Here is a 20,497-nt window from a genome sequence, read left to right on the forward strand (position 1 = left end):
GACGCTCTCGGGCGGCGAGAGCCAGCGTATCAAGCTCTCCTCCGAACTGTCCAAGCGCGATACGGGGCGTACGCTCTACATCCTCGACGAACCTACGACGGGGCTTCATTTCGAGGACATCCGCCTGCTGCTCGATGTGCTCAACAAACTCGTCGACCGCGGCAATACGGTGATCGTCATCGAACACAACCTCGACGTGATCAAGGTCGCCGACCACATCATCGACATCGGCCCCGAAGGCGGGGCGGCCGGCGGCGAGATCGTCGCGGCGGGCACTCCGCACGAAATAGCCTGCGCCCCACGCAGCTATACGGGCGAATTTCTGAAAAAACTGGGTCTTTAGTCACGACTTTAGGCAGTTAGGCACCGTATTTGCATTTTTCATGGCCGTATAAACCTTTTATGTGCTATGAAAAAAACAGTCATTATCGTCGTGAGCGTGCTGCTGTGCGCAGTCTGCGCCACCGTGATCGGACAGAAAAAGATTCTGTCGCCCAAGGAAGAACGCCGCGAGGTGCGTGAAAAGAGACGTGCGGAACGTATCGCAGATTTTGAGAAAACGATGGATTCGGTCATCCTTTCGCGTAACTTCCAGTTCAACCCCCAGACCATGCAGCGGCAGCCGGCCGGCCCCATGCGCCAGATCATCAACCCGGCCTTCAACGTGGGTGTCTGGGACGGCACGGTAGACATCTGCCTGCCTTATGTCAAGGGCTATGTGCCGCCTTATTACACGACCATCATCAACTACACCGTGCCCAACGTGCAGGGCTATACCACCGAGCAGACCCACGAAGGCTGGATGGTAACCTTCTCCACCTCGCTTTTCTCGGCGTCGACCTATACCTTCACCTTCGAGATTTTTTCCCGTACGGGCGGTGCCAACCTGACCATCACCAACCCATGGTATAACCCCGTGGAGTATTCGGGCACCATTTCACAGCTCTATTGACCATGAGTTCCGGGATGTATCGCCGGACGGGATGCGGCGCCCCCTTCCCGTCCTTCCCGTCGCGGCGGGATGCCGCTGCAACGATAATCCTTCCCGGATTGCGAGCCCCCGCCCCGGCGGGGGCTTTTGCTCCTGCGCGGCGGGTGGTAGTCCGGATTTTGTGCCTTTGCGCCCTTGTTTTCGGGGTCTCGGGTGCTGTGGCGCAGTCCGCGCAGACCGTCCCGCAGTTCACGCTGGGCACTTCCGCCGTCGACAGCGTGCCCCAGACGACTGTGGTTCCTGTCCAGCAGCCCCCTGTGCAGGTCGTCGAGCATACGACCGTCTACGAGGAGTCCATGCGCAGCATGACACGGCCCGAACGCCGTGCTTACCGGGCGAAGCTCTATGCGCAGAAGATCGACTCGCTGGTACAGTCGCGCGACTACATGTTTTTCCCGAACAGTATGCAGGAGGTACCGGGCGGCATGATCCGTAGCATCTATACCGATTATTACTTTTTCGGCATGTTCATCGACCACGTCGGGGTGCACCTGCCGACCGAGCGCGGCATCACGCAGTATCTTTACGTGCTCAATTTCGACTCGCCGTCCCTGTCCGGTTACCGGGCCGAGCGCCTGGCGTGGGGCTGGCGCATCTCCTTCGGTTTTGCCGACGGCGATACGCCCTACCATGCCGGCTTCGAGGTTTCGACCGCCACCGGCGAGACGGTGCTGACGCTGACGGCTCCCGACCTTGTCATGCGCTATGTCGGGTGGCTCTGGGACAAACGGATCGGCGATCCCAAGTTCCGGCGACTGGACTGAGCGGCGGCTTTCACTGATGTCGGGCAGCCCGCGAACCGGGAAGCCCTTATCCGACGGTTTCCTCGCCCGGTTTGGCCTGCATTTTGTATATCAGTGCCACGGCGGAGACGGAAACCCCCTCTTCGCGCCCCTCGAAACCGAGATGCTCTGTGGTCGTAGCTTTGACCGATACCCGGTCATCGCCTACGCCCATTGCACCGGCCATCGCGGTGCGCATGGCGTCGATATGCGGCCGCAATTTGGGCCGTTGCATCCGGATCGTACAATCGACATTCCCGATCTCATATCCTTTTTCGCGCAGCAGCGCCGCAACCCTTCGGAGCAGTATTTTCGAGTCGATGCCCTTGAAGTCATCCGACGTGTCGGGGAAGTGCATCCCGATGTCGCCCAGCGCTGCGGCGCCCAGCAGTGCGTCGCATACGGCGTGTATCGCCACGTCGCCGTCCGAATGCGCCACGAATCCTTTCGTGTGCGGAATTTCGATCCCGCCCAGCACCAGGGGCAGCCCGTCGGCCAGCGCGTGTACGTCGTATCCGTGTCCTATCCTGAAATCCGTCATAGAGTTCCGTATTTTCCCGTAAAGATAGTGGAAGCGGGGGGCAAAAGCAAATTTTCGGCCGTCGCAGCCAGCCGGAAATGCAAAAAACCGGACGCGGGATACCGTGAATTACGCTGTTTTTCGTATATTTGTATTTGAAAATCTTCGGCCGGAAGAATTCTTGTAGATACCCCATCCTCGGAGCGTCTTTCTGCCGTTGTAAATATTGTCATGGAATGGGCGGAAATCGAGGGACGTACGCCCGGCGTTACGGCCGGCGGCAACCCGGCGATGTGCCTGTAAATTATATTAGGAGATTATGTCTGAAATAGTAAACCTTGAACCCCGGATCGTGTGGGAGCAGTTCGATGCCATCACACGGGTTCCGCGCCCCTCGAAGAAGGAGGGCAAGATCATCGAATTCCTGGTCGATTTCGCCCGGAAGCACAACATCGAGTATAAGAAGGATGCCATCGGCAACGTGGTGATGCGCAAACCCGCCACGCCGGGCTTCGAGGATCGCCCGGCGGTTATCCTCCAGTCCCACATGGACATGGTCTGCGAGAAGAACTCCGACGTGGAGTTCGATTTCGACAACGACCCGATCCGCACGCACATTGACGGCGGGTGGGTCAGGGCCGAAGGTACGACGCTGGGTGCCGACTGCGGCATCGGCATGGCTGCCGCACTGGCCGTCATGATCGACCCCGCGGTGCAGCACGGGCCCGTCGAGGCGCTCTTTACGGTCGACGAGGAGACCGGCCTTACGGGGGCTTTCGAACTGGGCGAGGAGATGCTCACGGGCAAATACCTCATCAACCTCGACTCGGAGGACGAGGGCGAGATCTTCATCGGCTGTGCCGGCGGCATCGACACCATCGCCACGTTCCGGTATGCGATGGAGGAGGCGCCGAAGAACTACTCCTTCTTCCGCGTCGACGTCTCCGACCTGCAGGGCGGGCACTCGGGCGACGACATCGACAAGGGACGCGTCAATTCCAACAAGACCGTCGCACGCCTCTTGTGGGACGGCATGCAGTCGTTCGAACTGAAGCTGAGCTATTTCAACGGCGGCAACCTGCGCAATGCGATCCCGCGCGAGGCGTACGCCATCTTCGGCGTCCCGACACGGTTCAAGTCCGAGTTCGTCAAACGCTACGACCTCTTTGCCGCCGACCTGAAAGCCGAATTCCGTTTCCGCGAGCCCAATTTCAAGATTACGCTCAACGAGATGCCCGAGGTCGACCAGGTGCTCGATGCCCGGACGCAGTTCGGGCTGGTCTACTCGCTGGTGGGCGTTCCCAACGGCGTGATCGCCATGTCGTTCGCCATGCCGGGGCTGGTCGAGACCTCGACCAACCTCGCTTCGGTGAAATTCGAGGGCGACGACCGCATTGTCGTCACCTCGTCGCAGCGGTCGTCGGTCGAGAGCGCCAAGACCTATGTCATGCAGATGGTCGAATCGGTATTCGCCCTGGCCGGTGCCGACGTCGCCCATTCCGACGGTTATCCGGGCTGGGCGCCCAACCCGCAGTCCGTACTGCTCGAAAAGACCGTCGGCGCCTACGAACGCCTGTTCGGTGCGGAGCCCAAGGTGCGTGCGATCCATGCCGGATTGGAATGCGGCCTGTTCCTCGAGAAATACCCCGAACTGGAGATGGTTTCCTTCGGCCCGACGTTGCGCGGCGTGCATTCGCCCGACGAGAGGCTCGAAATCGCCACGGTTCCCAAGTTCTGGGATTTGCTGCTCGAAGTGCTCAAGACCGTCTGACCCGCCTGCGAACGCGGCAAATCCCGCTACGGATGCACGGTTCACGATAACGGCCCCGTCTTTGCGGGGCCGTTGCCGTTGCGGGTGGTGACGCGGTTATTCTCCCGCTGGCCTTACCACTCCCGTGAACTTGACCACGGGATATGCCAGAAGTTCGTTCGAAACCTGTACATGGCATTTGTCCGTGTCCTTGTACAGCGTTATTATTACCTTCCTGTCCTGGGAATTCGCCGGCCCGGTCATTCTCATGCAGAACTGTATGTCTCCGTTCTTTTTCCGCTTTTCCAGCGTTATTTCCGCCGAGTCGTCCGTTATGGTCAGGTTGCCCAGCGGTGTTTTCGGGAAGAGGTCGGGGGTGAAACTGATAACGCCCCGTTTGCCTTCCATGGAAATGTAGTTGCCGGTGGATGACTTGACCGGGGATTTGTCCTCCGGGAGGTAAAATTCATTCGCCTCGATCACGAACCGCCCCTCTTCCAGTGCCTTCGACGCTTGTGCGTGGCGGATCTCCCCTCCGGCCGCTTCGCCTTGCCGTCCGGCTGCCGGTTTTTGCGCTGCACATCCTATTATAGAAAAGAGTCCGCAGGTCGCTGCCGCAAAAGCTATGAACAGGCTTTTCCGGAGTAAAAAAAGTTTTTTCATGGCGGTAAATTTAAAGGATTAATGAAAGGATTGTGAAGCATGTGTTTTATATTGTTCACAATGTAATTAAAAAATATGAATTAAACAATCATTTTATTCATATTTTTGCCGGGCTATGAAATCCATGCGGTCGATGATCCGGGCCCCATCCGCATGGATTGGGTAACCGATGACCGCTCCGGGTGTTCCCGCCAGGGCGCTGCACGGCAGGCTGCAAATAACAAAGGGACTGTCCGGCAAGTCCGATTTTACGATTTCACCCCCGCCGGAACAAACTCCGGCAGGGGTGATTTCTGTTTCTGGCTGCTTGTTCGGCAGCTCCTTTTCGTCGATATGGATGCCGCGCCCGGAAGCCGTATGCGTCGTCCCTTGCAGCAGGGGAAAGACGGCCGCGTAAATGCCGCGATGATTTCCGCGATGATTCCTGGAATGATTTCCGCGATGACTCCTGCGATGATGGCCCACGCGGTGATGCCGGCGCCCGGCGTATCGGGCAGGATCGCCGGCGGGGGATTACATCCCTCCTCCGCCCTGAGCGCCGCCGGTGCTTCCGCCGCCACCGCCCTGTGCGCCGCTGCTCATGTCGTCGTTGCGGATCGACTTGGCAGTGCGTTTCACCCCGACGTTCTGTTTGCCGAAGCGGTAGCTGACGCGGAAATAGAGGCTGCGGCACGCATACCTGTATTCGCTCCAGCCGCCGAAGGTCGGCGTGTCCGAGGTGTTCCTGTTCCTGCGGTATTTCTCGAAGGGGTTGTTGCACATGATGCTCAGGTCGAGCTTCTTCTTGAGGAACTGCTGTTTGATGCCCATGTAATAATAGTAGTAGCTTTCCGATTTGCCGCCGAGCCACGCATACCCCGTCGAATAATTCTCACCCAGCATAAGCCGCGCCTCCTTCCAGAGTGCGAAGTCGAGGTTGAGGTTCTGGCTGAACGTGAACTGGTCGGTGTGGATGTCCATGGCGTCGAAATCGTTCTGCGAATACCTGCCGTTGTAGCTCAGCGAGAGGTTGACCTTCTCCGACGGGCGGTACGAGAACGAACCGTTGAATCCGTAGCTGCGCGAACGGACGTCGTTGCTGTAGGTGGTGTTCGTGATGCCGTCCCCGTCCGAGAAGGAGTACGACGACATGTTGTTGTTCGACAGGAACGTGTTGAGTGCGAAGGTCATGCTCCATTTTGCGGCATAGTGGCCGTACTGGAGGTTGATCGTGTGGTATACGGCCGCTTCCAACCCCGGGTTGCCGTACGACAGCCGCGTGGGGTCGGTGTCGTCCTCGGCCGGCGAAAGCATGTAGATGCCCGGGCGCTGGAGCCGCTGCGTGTAGGAGAGCGAAATGTTGTGGCTCACCTTGGGGATGAATGTCAGGCTCAGGTAGGGCACCACGTTGAACTGGCGGTTCGAAAACGAGTAGGTGCCTTTGGCGGTCTCCTCCACGTCGGCGTCGTTCCATGTCCGTTCCATGCGCGCACCGAGGCGTCCCGACCATTTGGTGTAGGTGAATCCGTATCCGGCGTAGATGCCCAGCACGTGCTGGCGGTAATCCATGCCCGTGAATTTTATTTTTTCAATCGGGAATGTGCCGTATTCGTCGCTCTGCTTGTTGTCGGTGTCGGAGGTGCTGTTGCGGTAGATGTGTTTCAGCCCCGCCTCGATCTTGTGGTGCTCCGACAGCGGGTTGGCGTAGTCTACCTGCACGGTGTTGCCCGTCATGCGGTTGTCCGCATCCTGCAACGCCCTGTAATTGTATCCGTCGTTGTATATCCGGTCTGTATGGCCTTTGTCCGGGTCGATCTCGACTTCATCCGATATGGTCAGCGTGTGCCCCTCCTTGCCGAAGGTGTGTTCGTAATTGAGCGAGACGCTGCCGCCCATGTAGTTCCATTTCTGGATGCTGCGGCTGCCGTATTCCAGCAGCGGGTTCATCTCGGGGTCGAGGATCGCGTTCGTGCCCAGCGATTTGTAGCGGCTGCGGCCGAGCCACAGCCATCCGTTGAGCGTGATCAGGTTGAGCGTGTCGGGCTGGTAGCTCATGTCCAGTCCGACGTTGCCGTAACGCGAGCTGCCCTTGTTTTCGGAGTAACTGCGGTTGTAGCGGTTCTCCGAGTCGTAATTTTCCTGCCACGACTCCGATTCCGAGGGGGTACGGCCCCCGTCGTAGTAGCCTGCATAGCCCATGATGCTCGCCGCGAACTTCCCGGCCTGGATCGAGAGGCTGGCGTTGCCGTTGTAGGCCGGGTTCTCCAACACCGTGACGCTCGCGCCGACGCTGCCGTTGTATCCGTGGAACTGCTTCTTGCGTTGGGTGATGAGGTTGATGATGCCGCCCACGCCTTCGGCTTCGTACTTGGTCGAGGGGTTGGTGATGACCTCTATGCGGCTGATCTGCGAGGCGGGCATGCTCTGGATCACATCCTTGAAATTGTTGCTCATCGTTGCCGAATTGCGCCCGTTGAGCAATATCTTGTAATTGCTCTGTCCGTTGAGCAGGACGTTGCCGTCGCCGTCGAGCGAGAGCTGCGGAACCTTGCGGATGATTTCGTCGAGTGTGCTCGTCGAAGCCTGCGGGTCGTCCTCGACCGAGTAGGTGGTCTTCTCGGCGTCGGCCATTACGAGCGGTTTCTGGACTTCGATCACCACGTCGCCGACCTCGACACCCTGCGTGATGGCGATCTTGCCGAGCGCCTTGCCCGATGCGGGCACTTTCACGGCCTGTTTGTAGGGCGTGTAGCCTACCATCGTGATGCAGAGCTGGTAGTCGCCCGTTTCGGGGGCTTTGAGCGAGAAGCGGCCGTCCGAATTGGCGGCTACGGCGTTCACGACCGTGACCGAGTCGCGCTGGAGCGAGACGGTGGCATAGCCGACGGCTTTGCCGGAAGCCGAATCGGTGACCGTCCCGGTCAGGGTGTTGGGTTGTTGCGCGGCAGCCGGATGCAGACACAGCAGCATGGCTGCCGACAGCAGGAGAAAGAGGGCTTTTTGCATGTCAGGACGCTTTGAGATTGTTGAGAGTTCACAAATATGAGGTTTGTTTTCCGATTTTCCAAATTTGCGGACGGTGTTAGCCCCCCCCCGTGCTTATGTGCGCGTAATAGTTTGTATATCATATTATTATTTGATTCTGAAAAATCAAAAAATATTTTCTGCCGGCACAACTGCCATAAAGGACGAAATTCAGCGGTTTTTATTGTTGCTATTTAAAACATGTTTAAAATAGTTATATTTGTATTCTGAAAAGTCCCTGTGCATGCTCCGCAAATACGCTCTTACCGTGGTTTTCCTGTTCGTCGTGTGCGGAGCTGCGGCCCAGCTCCCCGACGACGAATACTATCCCTATGGCACGGGTTATGAGCAGCGTACGCCCATCGTGCTTACCGACTCCTCGCTTTTCTACCGGGCAATCCAGACCATGCCCGACCTCTACGGCAGCATTTCGGCCTTCAATCTGCCCTACATCGCGCTCGGCCGCCGCGGGCAGCATTACTCCTCGGAGGCGGCCTCCTTTTCCGGGTTGGGGATTTCGTCCCGCTATTTCGGTTCGCTGCGGCTGCTCGGGGCTCGGGAAGAGCGCCGTGCCGGGATCGCGGCATTGCCCGAGGCCATCGGCGGTGCTGGTGGCGTACGCACCTTCTGCTTCGCCGGAGCGCTCGCGGAACCTTCGTACCACGCCTCCGTCAGTTTCACCGACCGCAACTACCTGGCCGGGGCGAAACTCGCCTTTGCGCGGCCTGCGGGCCACGGCTGGGATGTCGCTGCCGCCGTCGAGGCCCGCACGGGGCGCGACATGCACGTCGAAGGCGTCTTCACGAATGCCCTGACGGCGGGATTCCGTGCCGCCAGGCATTTGGGCGAGGGCCATACGCTGGGATTCCTCCTCATTGTCCCGCCGTCGGTACGGGGCACACGCCTTTCTTCGGTCGAAGAGGCTTTCCGCCTTACGGGCGACAACCTCTACAATCCGGCCTGGGGTTTCCAGGACGGCAAAGTCCGCAATTCGCGCGTGCGGCGCGAGTTCGTGCCGCTGGCCGCCGCTACGTACTGCGTGCGGCTGTCGCCCGCGACCTGGCTCGACATGGCTGCCGGGGCCGAATACGGGGTGCGGAAATACAGCGCCCTGGGGTGGTACGACGCCCGTACGCCCATGCCCGACAATTACCGTTACCTGCCCGGCTATACGGGCGACCGGGAAACCGAACTGGCATGGCGGTCGAACGACGCGCGCTATACGCAGGTTTGCTGGGACGAGTTGATCGCCCGCAACCGCATGGCGGGCGGACATGCCGTCTATACGCTCGAAGACCGCGCCGAACGTATCCGCAACTTCGGTTTCGACGCCCTCTTTACGACCGCGCCGGACGAACGGCTGACGCTCCGCTACGGCTTTTCCTACCGCCATGCCCGCACGCGCAGCTACAAACAGATGCGCGACCTGCTGGGGGCGGATCATATCACCGACATCGACCAGTACCTCGTGGACGACGACACCTACGGCAACCTTCTGCAAAACGACCTGCGCCATCCCGGCCGCACCGTCCGCGAGGGCGATCGTTTCGGCTACGACTATGCGCTCTCGACGCGCGAGGCCACCGTCCGCCTGTCGGCCGAGTACCGTTCCGACCGCCTTCGTGCCGACGTAGCCCTCGCGCTGGGCGATGCTGTCGTGCTGCGCCGCGGGTATTACGAGAAAGAGCTCTTTCCCGGGACACAGTCCCTCGGGCGCTCGCGGCGGATGGGGTTTACGCCCTATACGGTCAAGGCACTGGTGGGGTGGGCTTTCTCGCCCCGCAGCTACCTCGAAGCATCGGCCGCAGCCGGGGCTGCGGTGCCCGATGCCGCCGACCTGTTCTACCAGCCGTTGTATAATAACCGTACGGTCGACGACCCCGCTGCCGGGCGTTTCTACGCCGCCGAGCTCAATTTCACCCGTACTGGCGAACGGCTTTCGCTCCGCATTATGGCCTTCGCCGTCGCCACGCTCGACGGCATCCAGTCCCGCCGTTATTACGACGACATGGCGGGTGTTTACAGCGACATGGCCGTTACGGGCATCGGACGCATGGCCTGCGGCGTGGAGGCCGCTGCCGACCTCCGCCTGGCATACCGCTGGAGCCTTTCGCTCGCCGGTTCGGGCGGGCGGTACAAATATATCCGCAACCCGCGCGTCACGGTCATCTCCGACGTCGACAATTCGGCCGTCGACACCCGTGCCGAAAGCCACATGGGCGGTTGTACGCTCGGTGCCGCACCCCAGCTTACGGCTTGCGCCGAACTCTCTTATTTCGGCCCCCGGGGATGGGGTTTCCGCGCCTCGGCGGGATATGCGGGGCTGCGTTACGTCGAGTCTGCGCCCCTGCACCGTACGGCGCGCATCGCGCGGCAGGGCGGCATTACACAGGAGGCGTTCGATGCCTTTACGCATCAGGAGCGTCTCGGAGATGCCTCCACGCTCGACGCCTCGCTTTTCAAATCCTTCTATTTCGGCCGTTCGCGGCTGACCGCTTCGCTCATGCTGCGCAACCTGCTGGGCGATGCCGATACGGTTTACAGCGGTTACGAGTCGCTGCGCGTCCGGCGTATCCGTTCGGGTGACGCCCTCTATTTCGCACCCCACGCCACGCGCTATACCTATGCCTATCCGCGTTCGTTCTACCTTACAGTCTCTTATAAATTTTGATCTGCAAGTGAAAAATCGCCGGATTTTTTTGCTGTTCCGGATAAAATCCGTAAATTAAAAGGCAAAAAAACCTAAAAACTTCAAGCCTTATGATTATCGGTATTCCCAAAGAGATCAAGAACAACGAGAATCGCGTTGCCCTTACCCCCGCAGGCGCCCAGGAGCTCGTCAAGCGGGGCCACACGGTTTATGTGCAGGCTACGGCCGGTGTGAACAGCGGTTTTGCCGACGAGGCCTATACGGCGGTAGGGGCGGAGATCCTTCCCACGATCGGGGATGTCTATGCCCGTGCCGAAATGATCGTCAAGGTCAAGGAGCCCATCGCCCCCGAGTACAAGCTGATCCGCAAAGACCAGCTGGTCTTCACGTTTTTCCATTTCGCCAGCAGCGAACCCCTTACCCATGCCATGGTCGACAGCGGGGCGGTGTGCTGTGCCTACGAAACTGTCGAGCGTGCCGACCGTTCGCTGCCGCTGCTGATCCCTATGTCCGAGGTCGCAGGCCGCATGTCCACGCAGGAAGGGCGTTATTTCCTCGAAAAACCCCGCGGCGGCAAAGGCAAGCTGCTGGGCGGCGTACCGGGGGTGAAGCCCGCCAGGGTCTTCGTCATCGGCGCCGGTGTGGTCGGTACGGCCGCGGCGCGTACGGCTGCCGGGACGGGGGCCGACGTGACGATCTGCGACATTTCGCTGCAACGCCTCACCTACCTGGCCGACGTGATGCCCAAGAACGTCAAGACCCTGATGTCTTCGGAATACAATATCCGCGAAGAGCTCAAACATGCCGACCTGGTGATCGGCTCGGTGCTGATCCCCGGCGCCAAGGCCCCGAAGCTCGTTACGCGCGACATGCTCCGGGAGATGGAGCCCGGCTCGGTGATGGTCGACGTGGCCATCGACCAGGGCGGCTGCTTCGAGACCTCGCGTCCCACGACGCACGAAGACCCCGTCTACTATGTCGACGGCATCCTGCACTACTGCGTGGCCAACATTCCCGGCGCCGTGCCTTATTCCTCGACGCTTGCGCTCACCAACGCTACGCTTCCCTACGTCGTCCAGCTCGCCGACAAGGGCTGGCGCCGTGCCTGCAAGGAAAACCGCGAACTGGAACTGGGGCTCAACATCGTGCAGGGCAAAGTGGTCTACCGGCCCGTCGCCGAGGCCTGGGGGCTTCCCTGCGAGCCGCTGGCGCTGTAACGCCGTCGCCGGCTTTCCTGCCCGCAGCGGGTTCTCTTGCGGAGATGCCGACTTGGCGTTTACGCCGAATAAAAAGCGGGTGGTCTGTATTCCACCCGCTTTTTTCGTATATTTGGACGATGATCCGGAAATTGCTGCTCATACTCCGCTTTTATTATTCGGCCATGTTCTTTTTTTGCATGGCCGTGAGTATCGGGTTGGCATGGGTGGTCTCGAACCACGGCCCGACAATCGTCCCGTGGTGCCTGTTGGGCAAGGCGGCGGTCTATCCGCTTTATCTCTATGTCTGGATCGTCCGGCGCTACGGCGACGAGTTTTTCTACTACCGCAACCTCGGCGTGCGGCGCCGCGAACTGCTGGGCGTGAGTTGCGGGGTGGACTTTATCCTGTGTTATGTGTTATTGAAACTGACGGCCGCCTTCCTTTATGAACCCCTCTGAGAAACATATCCTCGAGATCGACTCCGTGGAGTTGTCGTTCGGCGACCGGCGCATCCTTTCGGGAGTGTACCTCGCCGTTGAAACGGGCGGCGTTACGGCGGTGCTCGGCCGCAACGGGTGCGGCAAGAGCTGTCTGATGAAGATACTGTGCGGTTCGCTGCGGGCGGATTTCCGGTCGATGCGCATCGACGGGGTGTGGCATGACCGTTTTCGGGCCGACGAGGTGCGCTACCTCGCGCAGCAGGGATTTATCCCGGGCTGGCTGACCGTCGACCGGGCACTGCGCGACTTCGGGTTGCCGTGGGACGACCTGCTGGCATGGTTCCCGTTGTTCGGCAAACTGCGCGGTACGAAGATCCGTGCCCTGTCGGGCGGCGAGCGGCGTATTCTGGAATCCTACCTGATCCTGTGCAGTCCGACGCAATTCGTCATGCTCGACGAACCTTTTTCGCAGGTCGCTCCGCTGCACGTGTCGACGCTCAAGGCGCTGATCCGGCAGGAAAAATCCTCGAAAGGCATTCTCCTGACCGACCATATGCACCGCCATGTGACGGATATCACCGACCGCCTCTACGTGCTGGCCGACGGCCAGACCCACCTCACCCGCGGCGAAGAGGATTTGGTACGCTACGGATACCTCGCACGCCTGTAAATGTTTTTTCCGGGACGGGACTTATCCCGTGATCCATTTTTTGAACTCCGCAGCCCGGTTCTTGCTCAGGAATACGGGCTCGGGCGTCTCGGTATCCATCGAAACCAGCAGGCGGCTGTTCGACCATACGACGATGCTCGTGATGTGCTCCCTGGCGACGACGTATTGTTTGTTGACCCGGCAGAATGCCCGGGGATCCATGTCGTCGCAGATGCTCTCCAGCGTCCTGTTGTAGGCATAGTTGCTGCCATCGGCGAGGTATACCCTCGATGTCTCCTTGGTCGAATAGAAAAAGGCGATTTTCTCCGTCGGGATCGGCAGCAGTTTGTCCTTGTAGGCCACCAGAATGTTCCTGCGGGAATTCGTCCGCTGGCAGGAAATCATTTCATACAATTTCTCGATATCCGGGAGTACCTGCGGCCGGTTGAGCCGCCGGTATTTTTCCAGTGCGCGTTTCACCTCGTCGATGGCGAGCGGTTTGAGCAGATAGTCCACGGCGTTGACCCTGAAGGCATGGATGGCGTACTCGTCGTAGGCGGTCGTGAAGATCACGGGCGCCTCGACGGCCGTCCGCCTGAATATCTCGAAAGCCGAACCGTCGGACAGATGGATGTCCATGAAAATCAGATCCGGGACGGGGTTCTTTTCCAGCCATGCGACGCTTTGCATGACACTCTCCGTCGTGCCTGCTATCCGGATGTCCGGGGCAGATTCCGCGAGGATGCTCCTCAGGTCGTCGAGGGCCCCCATTTCGTCTTCTATGATCAGTACCCTCATCGCGTATGCTTTATGTTCATCTTGACCATCGGCAGGAAAACTCGGAATACCCCGTCACCCCCCCCCCCCGGTTTTCTCGATGCGTATTTCCTTACCCAGCAGCAGCCTGTACCTGTTGCTCAGGTTCGTCAACCCGATGCCGTTCGATTCGGGCGGCGTGAGCTTCGGATAGACCGGGTTGGCGATCACCAATTCGTTGTTGTCGTTGAACGAGATCGTGATCCGCATGTGGTGCTCGCTGTCGATGACGTTGTGTTTGACGATATTTTCGAACAGCGGCAGCAGCGAAAGGCTGGGCATGCGCATGTTCAGCGCCTGCTGCGGGATGTCGACCTCGCAGGTGTAGCTTTCGGCGAAGCGTACGTCCATCAGTTGCTTGTACGAATTTATGAAATTCAGTTCCTCGCCCAGGGTCGTCAGCGACGACTCCTTGAAGCGGATGATGTACCGGAATATGCCCGACAGGTTGCCGATGTATTCAAGGCTTTCCTGTTTCTTGTCGCCGCGTACGAGCGACGAGAGGTTGCTCAGTGCGTTGAAAAAGAAGTGGGGGCTTACCTGGTTGGCAATGGCGTTGTACTGGCTGCTGAGGTTCTCTATCCGGAGCATCTCGATCTCTTTTTCATGCCGGCGTTCCTTGTTGATCATCAGTACGATGCTGCCGATCAGCAGGCATATCGTATACGTGATGATCAGATACCCGACTTCGTCGTATCCCAGTGTGAGCCACGGTTTTTCGGACTGCAGCGAGATGACCAGCATGGCCGTGAGGATAACTCCCGCGATGACGAGCGTGCCCAGCAGGCAACGTACCGGGAATGGGAACCGCCTGTTCAGGAATATTTCCAGCAGCAGGATGGTCGCCAGCCACAGAACGCAGAACCAGACGACCGATACGGTCGCCCGTTTCGACCACCAGGTGACCGTTACCAGCGTATTCCAGTATTGGCTCAGTTGGATCAGGAAAGCCGTCATCGGGACGGCCCACCGTGAACGCACAGCCTGTTCGAGATAGCCCATGTGTTTTCGTGTGTGTGAAGAAGGGGTGACGTTGCAGGCAAAAATAGTAAAAAAATATCACATTGTGTCATTCCCGTTCATCGCCTTGTTTTTCCCGATTATCGGCTTTATTCGCCTTTTTGGCGTGGTATGAGAACTTTATGGACGATTCGTAGCGATATTTACAAAAACTGATTTGTTCGTTTTACGGCCTTTCCTGGCAATCTTTTTTCGGGCTGTATGGGCTTTGAATCAGTAGGTTAATGAACTTTTGCAGCAAATTTTTCTAAACATTTTCAGCTATGAAGAAAAAACTACTTTTCTCAGCTTTTTTTGTCCTCGGGGCCGCTTTTGCAGGTTGCTCGGATGACGAAAAACCCGTGGATCCCGTTGCTTTGGCGATCCCCGTCCTGGCGGAAGACGCCGTGACGCAGGTTTCGGTAGCCGTGACATGGGACGCCGTAGAGAACGCCGTGTCTTACGCCTGTACGCTCGACGGTGGCGCCGAGACGACCGTAACACAGCCTTCGGTGCGCTTCGACGGACTGGAGCCCGGTCGCAGCTATACTGTCAAGGTAAAGGCTGTCGCGGGGCAGGAGCAGTACCTGGATTCGGAATTCGCCCAAATCACCCTGACAACCCTGCCGGCCACGCAACTGGCGGCTCCTGTCCTCTCGGCGGGCGACGCCACGGAGAATTCCGCGACGGTCGTGTGGGAAGCCGTTCCCGATGCGGCATCCTATGTATATACGGTCGATGGCGGCGAGGAACTGACCGTTACGGGTCTGTCGGCAGTCGTGACCGGGCTGGAATCCGGTATGCCGGCTACCGTGCGTGTGAAAGCCGTTTCCGGACAGGTGCAGTTCCTCGATTCCGAATTCGCCGAGCTGACGGTCGCCGCCGCCATGGAACAGAATCCCTTTACGCTTTCGGCTGCCGAGACCGGGATGAACAGCATTTCCGTATCCGTATCTCCCAAAAGCAAGACGCGAACCTACTACTGTGGTTATGCCCTGAAGTCCGACTTCGACAAATACGCTTCGACGGAGGAATTTATCGGGTCGGTGCGCCGCAAACTCAGCGCTTCGGCCCTGATTGCGGGCGTTAGTTTCGAGGAGTACCTGGCCACACAACTCGTACAGGGTGACCATCCCTTCGAGTTCACCGGGCTGAAACCCGAAACCGACTATGTCGTCTACGCAGTAGGGTGGTACGCCCCGGGCGACCTGCTCACGACCGTCCTCGTATCGGCTCCTGCCACGACCCTTCCCGATGCGTCGGGCGAAGTGACGGTAACGTTCGAGAATGTCGCTTCCGACGGGTTCGATGTCGTCTGTACGCCCGATGCCGCCATCGAGAAATATTATGTCTATGTCCTGAAGACCTCTTCGTTGCCCATGCAAGTATTAATGGCCGGGGGACTGGAGGCGTTCAAGAAGGAGGTGATGCCCACCAAGGACGAGTATACCGGGACGCAGACCATCCGTAAGACCGGGCTGGCAGCCGGAACCTCCTATTCGGTCTGTGTGTTGGGCATCAGTAAGAGCGGCTCCGATTTCTGGATCGAGGCGACACAGAAGACCGAAAAGGCTGAATAAAAGATCACGTAAGAATTTCATAACCGATAAATACGAACAACAATGAAAAAGATCAGCAGAATTTTAATGTGTGCTTCCCTGTTGCTGGGTTTTGCCGCTTGCAGCGATTCCGATTCCGGTGACGACGGGGATAACAACGGGACGCAGCTCGCCGCACCCGTCCTCGCTCAGAGTTCGGTCGAGGAGACCGCTTTCTCCGTGACCTGGCAGGCCGTCGAGCATGCAAATGTATATGCTTATTCGCTCAATGGCGGCACTGAAGCGACCACGTCCGAAACTTCCGCCCGTTTCAGCGGCCTGAATCCGGGTACGGAATATACGGTCACCGTCAAGGCGCTCTCCACCGACCCGAAGTACACCGCATCCGATGCAGCCCAGATCAAGGTGACCACGCTCGCAGAGGATACTTCCGGAATGATCCAGTCGGCCGAGTTCGACGCCCTCGTCGGTGAGTGGGTCGGCAAGCAGAGCGTCAAATACGCTACGGGATTTGATCCTGCTACGGGCGGGTTTTTCTTCACGACCGAGGAGTGGACGTTCGATGTCGAAATCATGGCACAGGTCGGCTCGCGAAAATACCGCAAAGAAAACTATCTCGTCTGCCTTGGCCTCGGGGACTTCGAGAAAGAGGGCAGTGCCCGAACCTACGAACAGCTGATCGAAGAGGGCTTTTCCGTAGCCCGTGCGCTCGAAGGCTTCGGCCCCAAGTGGTTCCTCAAACTCCTGGAGGACGGTTCGATCGTTGTCGAAGCTACAACCAAGTTCAATGTCCTGAGCTGGTTCACTACCGATGAACTCGGCCCGGTTTACCTGCTCGGCGGTGCCGATGACAAGAGCTTCTCCGATTGCGAATGCGAGCTTCCCGTCACGGTCGCCGGCGACGAACTGCGTGTGGGGTCGACCGTGATCTCCGGAAAAACCTGGACGCCGTCGCTGTTCCAGTGGCATCCCAAGCAGGGAGCCTATGCACGTTACTACCTCGGTGTGTCCGACATCGTGCTGACGCGTAAGAAATAAGCCTCCACCCGGCTACTTCAAGGCCCGTGTCCCCGACACGGGCTTTTTTGATGCCCGGGCATTTCCAAATAAATCCGGCATCGCCCCGGCTTGCACTATCTTTAACCCTGTTTTAGACAGGCGGCGCCTCGGCAAATTGCAAGTAAACTTGCTTTTGCCCTCGGCTTGCACTATCTTTGCCGTTCCTATGGAAGAGAGAAATTACAACAAGGTGGAGCGTTTCGACGCCAAGGCCATCGAAGAGCTAAAGCACCACTACACCGAAATACTGCGGTTGCTGGGCGAGGATCCCGCACGCGAAGGGTTGCAGAAGACCCCCGAACGGGTGGCCAAGGCAATGTCGTTCCTGACGAAAGGCTATGACGAAAACCCGTTGGAGATCATCCGCTCGGCGACGTTCCGCGAAGAGTACAAGCAGATGGTGCTGGTGAAGGACATCGAACTTTATTCGCTCTGCGAGCATCATATGCTACCGTTCTACGGCAAGGCGCATGTCGCCTACATCCCCAACGGCCATATCACGGGGCTTTCCAAAATAGCCCGTGTGGTGGAGTGCTTCGCCCGCCGCCTGCAGGTACAGGAGAGGCTGACGGTGCAGATCCGCGACTGCATCCAGGAGGCGCTGAACCCCATGGGCGTGGCCGTCGTGATCGAAGCGAGCCACATGTGCATGCAGATGCGCGGCATCGAAAAGCAACAGTCGGCGACGACGACCTCGGCCTTCACCGGGATTTTCCTCTCCGACCACCGCACGCGCGAAGAGTTCATGACCCTGATCTCGCACCGGTACCGGTAGACCCGCCGCACGATAAAACGGAACGTCCCGCAGCGCACGGCTTGCGGGACGTTCCGTTTCCGGGGGCGACCCGGTTATGATTTGCCCTTACCCTTGAACTCCACCAGAGCGGCATTCAGCGCCCGGTGGAGCGAATACTGCGAGAGTGGTTTGACGAGAAATTCGTTGCACCCCGCATTGCGGGCGCTCTCGATCTCGCTGCCGGATGAATAGGCCGACATGGCAATGATGGGGACGTCCGCCGAAACGCTGCGGATACGCCGCGTAGCCTCAAGGCCGTCCATCACGGGCATGCGGATGTCCATCAGCACGGCATCGGGCTGTACCGTCCCGAACATGTCCACGGCCTCGGCTCCCGTATGGGCACGCACGAGGCTGAAGCGGCGGCTGAGGACGGCTTCGATGAGTCTGAAATTGGTGTCCGAATCCTCGGCGACCAGCAGCACCCACGACTTGCCGTCGTCCCGGCCCGGGGCGGCGCAAAGCTGCTCGTCGTTTTTGCTGCCGTCCCGGTGGACGACGGGGATCGAGAAATGGAACCGCGTGCCCTTCCCGGGTTCGGAATCCACGCCGATCGTTCCGTCGAGTTTTTCGACGATCATCTTCGAAATGGCCAGCCCGAGTCCCGTGCCGGACACGAAATCGTTGAGTTTGACGAACCGGTCGAAGATATTGCGCGCCTTCTCGGGCGGTATGCCCATGCCCGTATCCTGGACGAAGAACTCCACACACCCGTCCTTCAGGTCGAACCCGAAGCGGATCTCCCCCTCTTCGGTAAACTTGCCGGCGTTGTTTAGCAGGTTGGAAATGACCTGTGCCAGGCGGTTCTGGTCGCAGACGATCTCCACGTTCGCGACCCGTTCCTCGAAGACCAGTTCCACGCCCGGCTTGACGCGGGGTTTGTGGACTTCCAGCTCCGAGCGGCAGAGGTCGTTGAGGTTCATCGGCCTGAAGCGGAATTCGAGCGTCCCGGCCTCGATCTTCGAAATGTCGAGGATATCGTTTATCAGTTGCAGCAACAACTCCGAATTGACATCGATGATGTCGATGAACTGCTGTTTCTCCTCCTCGGTTTCCACCTCGCCGATGAGCTTGGCAAAACCCACGATGGCATTGAGCGGCGTGCGGATCTCGTGGCTCATGTTGGCCAGGAAGGCAGATTTGAGACGGTCGGACTCCTCGGCGCGGATACGCGCCTCGACGATCTCCAGTTCGGCATTCTTCATGTCGGTGATGTCCCACGAGACGCCGATGATGAGCGGAAGGCGGTTTTCGACCGGCACCAGCGACTTGGAAGTATTGACGATACGGGTCTCGCCCGTGGCCGAGACGTACTCCTCGATGAAGGTCTGGCGTTCACCCGTACGCAGCAGCGTCAGGTCGTCCTGGCGGAAATGCTCCGCATCCTTCGGGCTGGGGAAAATCTCGTAATCGGTATGCCCGAGCGCCCTGGAGGCCGGAATCCGCGAATATTCCTCGAACGCCCGGTTCCAGTAGAGGTAGCGGAACTCGTTGCCCGGGTCTTTCACAAACAGATAGACCGGAATGTTGTTGAGGATGCACTCCAGGATGGAGTTCATCTCCTTGACCTTGTTCTCGTGTTCGATGCGCTGCGTCACGTCCCGGCCGAAGAACCAGACGATCTCGCGCTCCTGAAAATAGTCGTAGATGATGTAGGCCACGATGTCCCACGCCACGATACGTCCCTGCTCGTTCTTGAAGCGGACGGTGTATTTATGCGAGCCGTTATCGCGGCGTATTTTCGCCAGCCGGGCTTCCCACTGCAAACGGGAACCTTCGTACGACCAGAAATCGTAAACCTTGTGTTGCGAAAGGTCGCCTTCGACATCGTGCCGCACCCTGAACTGCTCGTTGGCATATTCCATCGTACCGTCCAGGCTGCAGGCGTAGATCTCCTCGTCGACATTGTTCAGTGCATATTTGACCATCTCCAGTTCATGCTTGGCAGCTTCGGCCTCGGTGATGTCACGGCAGATGCAGAGGGCATGCTCCCCGTCGAGCGGGAAAATCCGGTTTTCGTAGTTGCGGGTTCGGCCGTCGAGCGTAATGTCGTGGTGGGACGAAGAGCCGCACCCCGTCGCAAAAACATTGTCGAGGTTGTTCTTCACATTGCGGCAGGCCGCAGGCGAAAGCATCGTGCGGATGTTCTGCCCGGCGAGCTCTCCGCCCGGAACCCCGACATGGTTGGTCTCATCCGCGGAAACCAGTTCGACCAGCGTCCCGTCGCGATCGAGCACGGTCAGCATGTCGGGTATCGAATCGAGAATCTTACAGGCATAACGCTCCCGGAACCGGCTCCCGGAACCCTTCGGCGTATCGAGTTGTGCTTCGAGCTCTTCGATCCTGCGGAGAAGCTCCTCACGGGAACAGTTATCGTATCGGCTCATACCTTGTGATCATTATGCATAGATAGTTACAAAAGTAATATATTTTCCGAATGACGAACCATTTTCCGGCCGAAATCGGCGCCGTACCCCCAACGATTACGACCGGCACGGCAACGATCCCGTTCGGAAGGATGACTTCAGGCCGCAATGCGGCGCGATTACCTTTCAAAAATGGCGCAGGAAAAGCCCGCAAAGACGCTCTTTCAGCCCGAGGATGTATCGAGAGACCCTTTA

General features: G+C 58.7%; 16 protein-coding genes and 1 pseudogene. 11 read left to right on the forward strand and 6 right to left on the reverse strand.

The genetic code is table 11. The features are described from left to right. The 3 genes and pseudogenes from QVP03_RS06345 to QVP03_RS06355 form a co-directional block, all read left to right on the forward strand. Positions 1 to 343 (forward strand): annotated as a pseudogene (locus QVP03_RS06345) (excinuclease ABC subunit UvrA); the annotation flags it as partial. 66 nt (positions 344 to 409) lie between these two features. Next, positions 410 to 952, forward strand: coding sequence for a DUF4251 domain-containing protein (locus QVP03_RS06350; RefSeq protein ID WP_022332683.1), 543 nt, complete (start codon positions 410 to 412; stop codon positions 950 to 952). Positions 953 to 1,149: 197 nt separating this feature from the next. Beyond that, positions 1,150 to 1,755 carry a hypothetical protein gene (locus QVP03_RS06355; protein ID WP_256166471.1) on the forward strand — a complete coding sequence of 202 codons (606 nt, stop codon included), beginning with the start codon at positions 1,150 to 1,152 and terminating at the stop codon, positions 1,753 to 1,755. A gap of 46 nt (positions 1,756 to 1,801) precedes the next feature. Here the strand turns inward: QVP03_RS06355 and ispF are convergent, their stop codons facing one another. Continuing rightward, positions 1,802 to 2,314 carry a 2-C-methyl-D-erythritol 2,4-cyclodiphosphate synthase gene (gene ispF, locus QVP03_RS06360; protein ID WP_022332685.1) on the reverse strand — a complete coding sequence of 171 codons (513 nt, stop codon included), beginning with the start codon at positions 2,312 to 2,314 and terminating at the stop codon, positions 1,802 to 1,804. A 298-nt stretch (positions 2,315 to 2,612) separates the two neighbouring features. Between ispF and QVP03_RS06365 the strand changes: the two genes are divergently transcribed. Further along, a complete protein-coding gene (locus QVP03_RS06365; RefSeq protein ID WP_022332686.1) occupies positions 2,613 to 4,064 on the forward strand; it encodes an aminoacyl-histidine dipeptidase in 1,452 nt (483 codons plus the stop codon). A 96-nt stretch (positions 4,065 to 4,160) separates the two neighbouring features. Here the strand turns inward: QVP03_RS06365 and QVP03_RS06370 are convergent, their stop codons facing one another. Both QVP03_RS06370 and QVP03_RS06375 read right to left on the reverse strand, forming a co-directional pair. Continuing rightward, entirely contained in the window at positions 4,161 to 4,706 is a 546-nt protein-coding gene (locus QVP03_RS06370; protein ID WP_022332687.1) for a DUF4251 domain-containing protein, read from the reverse strand. Positions 4,707 to 5,219: 513 nt separating this feature from the next. Continuing rightward, positions 5,220 to 7,691, reverse strand: coding sequence for an outer membrane beta-barrel protein (locus QVP03_RS06375; protein ID WP_022332688.1), 2,472 nt, complete (start codon positions 7,689 to 7,691; stop codon positions 5,220 to 5,222). Positions 7,692 to 7,953: 262 nt separating this feature from the next. On the opposite strand from QVP03_RS06375, the gene QVP03_RS06380 reads away from it, so the two are divergent. From QVP03_RS06380 to QVP03_RS06395, 4 genes are all read left to right on the forward strand, one after another. Then, positions 7,954 to 10,380 carry an outer membrane insertion signal domain protein gene (locus QVP03_RS06380; RefSeq protein ID WP_022332689.1) on the forward strand — a complete coding sequence of 809 codons (2,427 nt, stop codon included), beginning with the start codon at positions 7,954 to 7,956 and terminating at the stop codon, positions 10,378 to 10,380. A gap of 89 nt (positions 10,381 to 10,469) precedes the next feature. Beyond that, positions 10,470 to 11,576 carry an alanine dehydrogenase gene (gene ald, locus QVP03_RS06385; RefSeq protein WP_022332690.1) on the forward strand — a complete coding sequence of 369 codons (1,107 nt, stop codon included), beginning with the start codon at positions 10,470 to 10,472 and terminating at the stop codon, positions 11,574 to 11,576. Positions 11,577 to 11,695: 119 nt separating this feature from the next. Continuing rightward, positions 11,696 to 12,016: a hypothetical protein gene (locus tag QVP03_RS06390; protein ID WP_022332691.1), complete on the forward strand. Its 321-nt coding sequence runs from the start codon at positions 11,696 to 11,698 to the stop codon at positions 12,014 to 12,016. Further along, a complete protein-coding gene (locus QVP03_RS06395) occupies positions 12,003 to 12,668 on the forward strand; it encodes an ATP-binding cassette domain-containing protein (RefSeq protein WP_022332692.1) in 666 nt (221 codons plus the stop codon). The genes QVP03_RS06390 and QVP03_RS06395 overlap by 14 nt, the downstream gene beginning before the upstream one ends. Positions 12,669 to 12,689: 21 nt before the next feature. On the opposite strand, the gene QVP03_RS06400 is transcribed toward QVP03_RS06395, so the two are convergent. Beyond that, on the reverse strand, positions 12,690 to 13,445 hold the full coding sequence (locus QVP03_RS06400) for a LytR/AlgR family response regulator transcription factor (RefSeq protein ID WP_022332693.1): 756 nt from the start codon (positions 13,443 to 13,445) through the stop codon (positions 12,690 to 12,692). 54 nt (positions 13,446 to 13,499) lie between these two features. Then, positions 13,500 to 14,465, reverse strand: a complete 966-nt coding sequence (locus QVP03_RS06405) for a sensor histidine kinase (RefSeq protein ID WP_022332694.1) — start codon at positions 14,463 to 14,465, stop codon at positions 13,500 to 13,502. 281 nt (positions 14,466 to 14,746) lie between these two features. Between QVP03_RS06405 and QVP03_RS06410 the strand changes: the two genes are divergently transcribed. The 3 genes from QVP03_RS06410 (at position 14,747) to folE (ending at position 17,855) form a co-directional block, all read left to right on the forward strand. Further along, a complete protein-coding gene (locus QVP03_RS06410) occupies positions 14,747 to 16,042 on the forward strand; it encodes a hypothetical protein (RefSeq protein WP_022332695.1) in 1,296 nt (431 codons plus the stop codon). Between the two features lie 42 nt (positions 16,043 to 16,084). Continuing rightward, positions 16,085 to 17,059, forward strand: a complete 975-nt coding sequence (locus QVP03_RS06415; RefSeq protein WP_022332696.1) for a fibronectin type III domain-containing protein — start codon at positions 16,085 to 16,087, stop codon at positions 17,057 to 17,059. Positions 17,060 to 17,246: 187 nt separating this feature from the next. Then, complete coding sequence (folE, locus tag QVP03_RS06420) at positions 17,247 to 17,855, forward strand: GTP cyclohydrolase I FolE (RefSeq protein WP_022332697.1); 609 nt, start codon at positions 17,247 to 17,249, stop codon at positions 17,853 to 17,855. A 74-nt stretch (positions 17,856 to 17,929) separates the two neighbouring features. Here folE and QVP03_RS06425 read toward each other — a convergent pair whose 3' ends face one another. Beyond that, complete coding sequence (locus QVP03_RS06425) at positions 17,930 to 20,263, reverse strand: PAS domain-containing protein (RefSeq protein WP_022332698.1); 2,334 nt, start codon at positions 20,261 to 20,263, stop codon at positions 17,930 to 17,932. Positions 20,264 to 20,497: the final 234 nt, after the last annotated feature.

It is taken from the genome of Alistipes sp. CAG:29, from assembly GCF_000435435.1.
Lineage (GTDB): Bacteria > Bacteroidota > Bacteroidia > Bacteroidales > Rikenellaceae > Alistipes > Alistipes onderdonkii.

Coding starts and splice junctions, on each gene's coding strand:
- QVP03_RS06350 (WP_022332683.1), top strand. CDS start 410: ATGAAAAAAACAGTCATTATCGTCGTGAGCGTGCTGCTGTGCGCAGTC.
- ispF (WP_022332685.1), bottom strand. CDS start 2,314: ATGACGGATTTCAGGATAGGACACGGATACGACGTACACGCGCTGGCC.
- QVP03_RS06365 (WP_022332686.1), top strand. CDS start 2,613: ATGTCTGAAATAGTAAACCTTGAACCCCGGATCGTGTGGGAGCAGTTC.
- QVP03_RS06370 (WP_022332687.1), bottom strand. CDS start 4,706: ATGAAAAAACTTTTTTTACTCCGGAAAAGCCTGTTCATAGCTTTTGCG.
- QVP03_RS06375 (WP_022332688.1), bottom strand. CDS start 7,691: ATGCAAAAAGCCCTCTTTCTCCTGCTGTCGGCAGCCATGCTGCTGTGT.
- QVP03_RS06380 (WP_022332689.1), top strand. CDS start 7,954: ATGCTCCGCAAATACGCTCTTACCGTGGTTTTCCTGTTCGTCGTGTGC.
- ald (WP_022332690.1), top strand. CDS start 10,470: ATGATTATCGGTATTCCCAAAGAGATCAAGAACAACGAGAATCGCGTT.
- QVP03_RS06390 (WP_022332691.1), top strand. CDS start 11,696: ATGATCCGGAAATTGCTGCTCATACTCCGCTTTTATTATTCGGCCATG.
- QVP03_RS06395 (WP_022332692.1), top strand. CDS start 12,003: ATGAACCCCTCTGAGAAACATATCCTCGAGATCGACTCCGTGGAGTTG.
- QVP03_RS06400 (WP_022332693.1), bottom strand. CDS start 13,445: ATGAGGGTACTGATCATAGAAGACGAAATGGGGGCCCTCGACGACCTG.
- QVP03_RS06405 (WP_022332694.1), bottom strand. CDS start 14,465: ATGGGCTATCTCGAACAGGCTGTGCGTTCACGGTGGGCCGTCCCGATG.
- QVP03_RS06410 (WP_022332695.1), top strand. CDS start 14,747: ATGAAGAAAAAACTACTTTTCTCAGCTTTTTTTGTCCTCGGGGCCGCT.
- QVP03_RS06415 (WP_022332696.1), top strand. CDS start 16,085: ATGAAAAAGATCAGCAGAATTTTAATGTGTGCTTCCCTGTTGCTGGGT.
- folE (WP_022332697.1), top strand. CDS start 17,247: ATGGAAGAGAGAAATTACAACAAGGTGGAGCGTTTCGACGCCAAGGCC.
- QVP03_RS06425 (WP_022332698.1), bottom strand. CDS start 20,263: ATGAGCCGATACGATAACTGTTCCCGTGAGGAGCTTCTCCGCAGGATC.